Genomic DNA, 6,192 nt, shown 5'->3' with positions numbered 1-6,192 from the left:
GCAGCAGACAGTGATTTATCTTCCATCTTCCGATCCGGTGCGGCTCATGCCCCCTTGTCTGACCAGAAATTCGCAATAGTATTCCGGATCCCTGCCATCCACGGCATACCATAAGATTAGCAGGTTTCATAATGAGGAAGAGAGCACAGCCCCATAAGGTGAAGACTGTTTTTTGTTAGCATGGTAATTATTTTGTGACGGGGATTTTGACAAAGTTATGCTGATTTTGTTTACTGTACGGGGCTGCATTTTCCGGGGAGACTCCGCATGTCTGAAACCAGAGTAAATTCATCACTGTCTGGCAAGTTCAAAAAGACCCAGATAAACAGTGTTCAGAGACTTCCGGATATTACAGGGCTGACTCTTGATGAATTCCATGTTGATGCCAGACTGGACATTGTTTCCGGGGAGGCGGATATCTACCTCTGTTCCGAAAATGGCATTCATTCGGGAAAGAAGCATCTCCTCAAATACTACCGCCGGGAAAATGCCGTAAAGCATGATGTGCTGGAAAAGCTGAAAACCGTTAAGAGTCCCTTTGTGGCCCCGGTGGAAGGATATGGCGAATATCAGGGGCATCAGTATGTGGTGCGTCCGTATTACGAGATGTCAGCGTTATCGGAACTCCTGGCCGGGGGTACCCGTTTCTCCGAAGAAGAACTGAAGTCTCTCATTATCCCGTCTATAATCGAAGGCCTGAAAGCTGTGCATGATGCCGGGATCCTGCACAAGGATCTCAAGCCTGCTAATTTGATTCCCGATGATGCCGGGGAGCATATTGTTCTTATCGACTTCGGTATCAGTTCAGATGCTGGGAATAACACCTTTGTGGTAACCCAGACGGGCATGACTCCCTTTTATGCTGCTCCGGAGGCCCTGCAGGGGATATTCCACCGGGAAACCGACTACTATGCTCTTGGCATCACCGTATTTGAACTCTTTACCGGCTTTACCCCATTTCAGAACCCCGGGCTGTCTCCGGAAGAGACGGCTAGATTAGCCTCCGTGAGTAAAATCGAGTTTCCGGCAAACTTCCCTGAAGACCTTAAAAATCTGGTTCTGGGGCTTACCTGCAAGGATATCTCACACCGTAACGAAAAGGATAACCCCAATAGACGCTGGGGCTATAGTGAAGTTAAGAAATGGCTAAATGGGGAAACGCCGCCTCTGCCGGGAACAGAGGTTAATAAAACAGTAACATTTATCCCGTATTTATTTAAAGGTGTAACCTATACTGATGAACTTCATCTGTTTACTGAAATGCTTAAAAATCCCAAGGAAGGAATACGGGATTTAGGACGAGGGATTCTGTCTCATCATTATTCCTCTTTTGATAAAAATAAATGTAACATTTGTCAGGATTACGAGAATAAGCTGACTGATAACGAAAATTCAAATATCTGTACTTTTAACAAGCTTATTTACCAGCTGTTGCCTTCTTTCAAGGCAATATACTGTAATAGGATTGTTTATGCAGATTTACATGAGTTAGCAGACAAAGCTGTTGATGAAGGGATAGAACTTTTAGTTAAAGATAGTAATTCTAAAGAAGAAAGCTCGCCTTTTTGCCAATGGCTTAATCTTCTGATAATAAATGAAGTTTTAAAAAATTCTGCCAGTGTCGCTGAAAGTGATGATGTAATCAGGTTTGTAAACAATTTAAGAAAAATTATAATAAATGATAATGCTAAATATACAGACGTTGATATTTGTTTGATATTGGGTTATTCTTTGTCAAAAAACAGAAAAATTGCTCTTCATGGCAGAGTGTTTGAGAATCCTGAAAAATTTTATCAAGGAATGATTCTGCTGAGAAGAAAGAATATTGATAAATATATTGATTTCTTGTCAATGTTTTTAGGGGATTTGGAAAGAATGATATCGTTAGTGCCTGAAAATAAATATAAGGACATGCTAACGAGAATTAAAGAAGATTTTGTGTCAGTAACACCTGTAGGTTCGTATATAAAATTTGGCAATTATGGTGGTGTAAAACCCATAGAATGGCTTGTGCTCAAAAAAGAGGGAAGTAAATTATTAATTATAAGCCGTTATGCGTTAAGTTGTGGCAAATACGATAATTATTCGTTGTGGAGAAGCAGTTATTTAAGGGAATATCTCAATGATACATTTTTTAATTTTTGCTTTTCTAAACAGGAACAGGATAAGATTTTAAAAACCAGAGTGTATGATGATTTTATCTCATATTTTCTTTTTAAGATTAAAAACGATTTTAGGTATTATTTTGTTGGAGTTAAAAATTCGTTCCGAGCTGTTAACAAGGAATTATCTCCGAGTGATGAATTTGCTGTAGTAATATTTTTATTAATTCCGTATATGGTTGCGATTTTATTTTTGATTGTCTATTGGCTTGTTATGTATCCTGTGATAGTCTTTATTCATGCAATTGTTATTACACTATGGTTTTTTATTGAAAATTTAGTTAAGGATCGTGTTTTTTGTTTTTCTGCAAAGGAAGTGGAGAAATTCCTTAAAAATAATGATGTTAAAATGTGCAAACATATAATGCATAATGATAGTAATTGTAAATGGTGGTTGAGATACCCGATAAAGGAAAAATCTACTATACTTGGTTATGATCACCGAAATCATAAAAATTATCTAATTCTGGATAAAGAACTGATAAATTTTAATTCATACGCTTCCATAATAAATGAAGATGGTACTATAACGCATAACGTTCATATGAAGGACTCTAATATTGGCGTACGTCCTGTTATGTGGATATCAGTTTAAACTGCAAAATTAAGCTTTATAGGTGATTAATAAACACTGTTAAATTGTTTAGATTGATTTTAATTGTTTAATATTTTGAAATTTTTTCTCGATCCAAGATATGGCTGATAGGAATTAAGATAGATTTTTATTTTGAGAATTCGTTATGGTTAACAAATTTACGACGTCAGTTGGCGAACACATTATTGTAAGAGGCGAAGAGTTTATTGTTCAGAAGGCCGAAACGCTGGGAGATGACAACTCTTATAAAATAACTGCCATGGGAGTTTCAGAGCTGACGCGGGGACATACCTTTATTTTTCGTACGGATTTAGAATCTCCCGGTGAAATCAAGAAACTGGAGCCCAAAAACACAGTATTCGTGGAAGATAATTCCGCCAATGCCAGAAAGACCATTGTGTTTCTTGAGAATGCCGTCAGAGGCAGTTACGGCTACTTTGACGACTATGATCCTGAAAATACTGCTGATAATTCCCTAGAAACGGATTCCGGCGGCAATGCCCAGGTTTTTGTGGCAGACCGCTGCGCCGCTGACTGCCTTCCCTATCAGTATGAACCTTTCTACAAGATCCTGAAGCTGCCCCGGCCCAGATTTCTGTTAGCCGATGCGGTGGGTCTGGGCAAGACCGTGGAAATCGGCATCATTCTCGCGGAAATGATCCACCGGGGCCGGGGGCAGCGCATTCTGGTTTGCACCATGAAATCCATCCTTACCCAGTTTCAGGAGGACATCTGGAATCGTTTTGCCATCCCCCTTACCAGACTGGATTCTCTCGGAGTGGAACGCATCCGGCAGCAGGTACCCATCGGCGCCAATCCCTTCAATTACGTTGACCGGGTCATCATTTCCATCGACACCTTAAAAAACGATGTCAAGTTCAAGAGCTATCTTGAGAATACCCACTGGGACATAGTGGTGGTGGATGAGATTCATACCGCTGCTAATGCCACTACCCAAAGAGGCGAACTTGTTAAGCTGTTGTCTGACCATTGCGACAGCCTGATCTTTGCCTCCGCCACCCCGCATAACGGCAAACCGGAATCCTTTGCCGGCATTATGAGAATGCTGGAACCCTCCCTGGTGCCTGTGGGATGGGACTATCAGATAGACAACAAGGATGAAGAGCAGAAGAAGGTCTATCAGGAGCTTCTGGATCTTTGGAGATCGTACTTTGTCAGAAGATCCAAGCAGGATGTCGGGAAAGAGGCCGGAGAGCAGTTCCGGGAAAGAAAAATCATCCCCCTGGAGTTCCGGCTCAACCAGGATGAAATAATGTTTCTTCATCTTCAGCAGAAGCTTAAATCCCTGGTGCTTAAGGGGTGGAGCGATAGCGGAAGCGGCAAGAGCCGGGATAGTACCCAGCTTTTCCCGGTAACCCTGTTTAAATCATTTCTGTCGTCTCCTGTAGCCGCCTGCGAAACCATTAAAAACCGTCTCAAAAGGCTTAATGAAAAGCTGTCCTCCGGCGGCAATGACGACACTGATCTCAGACAGGAAATCCGGGATCTTGAAGATCTGAGAGCCACTTTGGACAGTGAGTCCTCCTTATCCGGCAGAGCAAACGATACCCGCTACCAGCGTTTCCTTGCCGAGCTGCGCCGAATCGGCTGGAAAGGGGATGCCAAGTCTCCCCGCATCGTGGTGTTTACCGAAAGAGAAGAAACTCTAAAATATCTCAGGGATGCCATTATTGCGGATTTCGGACTTGATGATGAGGCGGAGACTGTTTTCGCATCCCCGGCTGCAGATGATGCCGTTACCGGAAAGACTGCAAAAACAAAGGGACGCGGCCGTAAAAAAGCAGGCGCGGACAATGATAACAATGCCGCCGCTGTTTACAGTCCGGGGAACAGGAACCGCATTGTTAAGATATTTTCCGGCAAGATGACGGATACTGAGGCGCAAAGCCTGGTAGAAAACTTCAGTTTGGAAAAGAGTTCCATCCGCATGCTCATCACCACGGATGCCGGAGCGGTGGGCATTAACCTGCACTTCTTCTGCCACATCATGTTCAACTATGACATTCCCTGGTCATTGATAACGCTGGATCAGCGTAACGGCCGCATTGACCGTTACGGCCAGAAGGAATCTCCCGAGATCTACTACCTCATTGCCCGTACCTCTGATCAGCAGATGGACAATGAGAAACTTTCAGAATCACACAATAATAACAAGGACAACAAGAACAGAGAGAACGCAGAGAGTAACAGGGAGGGGCTCTCTGTTCCGGAAGATCAGATGACGGATCTCAGAATCATCAGCCGGCTTATCAGCAAGGAGGACGAGGTTCATAAAACCCTCCACGGAGAAGCCAGTGCCGTAATGTCCCTCTATGATGCCCGGAAGGAGGAGGAAAGAACCTTTAAGGCTGTAGCTGAAGAGGATGAAGGCTTTCTGGAGCATCCTGCCGAAAGCGCGGATGCTCAGGATGACTTTGTTGAGTTCCTGCTGGCCGGAGGCGGTGAAGACGAAGGTGCCGACGGGGATGACAATGCGTCTTTGACGGATCCTTCAGGACTTTTTGCTGCAGACCAGCCGGCCCGGAAGTCATTACAGAAACCCAGCCGCAGACTGTCCTTTTACGACGGGAAGGGCAGCGAACGGGAGAATACCTTCAGATTCTACAAAGACCTCTTCGAGCAGCTTAATAACTATTCTCCTGATGAAGGTGGTCTTGCGGAAGGGGAAAAGACGGTCTACGACCGGGAAAAGATAGTCAGGATCGATATTCAGAAGAGCGAATCCCTGAGAGAATGCGTTACGGATTTCCTCCCCGGGGAATGCGTTCCCAAAGAAGGGATCATGAAGTTTTCTTCCGACATTGACGATCTTAAGGATGCCATTACAAGAGCCAGGAACTCAACTCTCGATGATCATAAGTGGTCAGAGCTTAATGTTCTTTACGCCCAGCACCCGGTGATGAACTACTACATCTCCCTTTTTGATTCTCTTATCGGCCGGGAAAAAGCTCTGGCTGTTTCCACTCCGGAAGTCCCGGAGGACGAGGTCTGGTTTTTCTGTCACGGCACGGTGCCCAACACAACCGGAGCTCCCGTGATAAACGAATTCTATGTGGCCAGATCCCGCTATGTTCAAAAGGAGGAGCCCGAAGAGCCTGATGAGCTGGGGGATTTTGCGATTGTGAACGCTCTGGAGCTTTTGAACAAGGAAGAGGGCGCCTTCTTAAGAAAGCCGGCATTCGAGGCCCGGAATTATGCTGCCGGTGAACTCGCATTTATTCAGGAAAACTTCTTTGAAGCCTACGGATCCATTGAAGTCTGGGAATACTTTAAGAAGCTTACGGAGCAGGCCGAAAAACAGCTTATGAAAGCCAAGAACCTGCAGCTTAAGGATCTGTGCATAAATAAACTTTACAACTTCGGGCTGATTGTGTAGTTCCAATCAGGGTGAAACTCATCACCAACTATGTTCAA

At 44.1% G+C, this 6,192-nt stretch carries 2 protein-coding genes; both read left to right on the top strand.

The features are described from left to right. The first annotated feature begins 267 nt into the window (after positions 1 to 267). Entirely contained in the window at positions 268 to 2,757 is a 2,490-nt protein-coding gene (locus ACJROR_RS13765; protein ID WP_406547603.1) for a serine/threonine protein kinase, read from the top strand. A gap of 145 nt (positions 2,758 to 2,902) precedes the next feature. Then, on the top strand, positions 2,903 to 6,154 hold the full coding sequence (locus ACJROR_RS13760) for a DEAD/DEAH box helicase (RefSeq protein WP_406547602.1): 3,252 nt from the start codon (positions 2,903 to 2,905) through the stop codon (positions 6,152 to 6,154). The last annotated feature ends 38 nt before the right edge of the window (positions 6,155 to 6,192 follow it).

This window comes from Succinimonas sp., assembly GCF_045225735.1.
Lineage (GTDB): Bacteria > Pseudomonadota > Gammaproteobacteria > Enterobacterales > Succinivibrionaceae > Succinimonas.
Note: the sequence above shows the minus strand (reverse complement) of the source record. Positions and strands in the feature narration are given on the sequence as shown.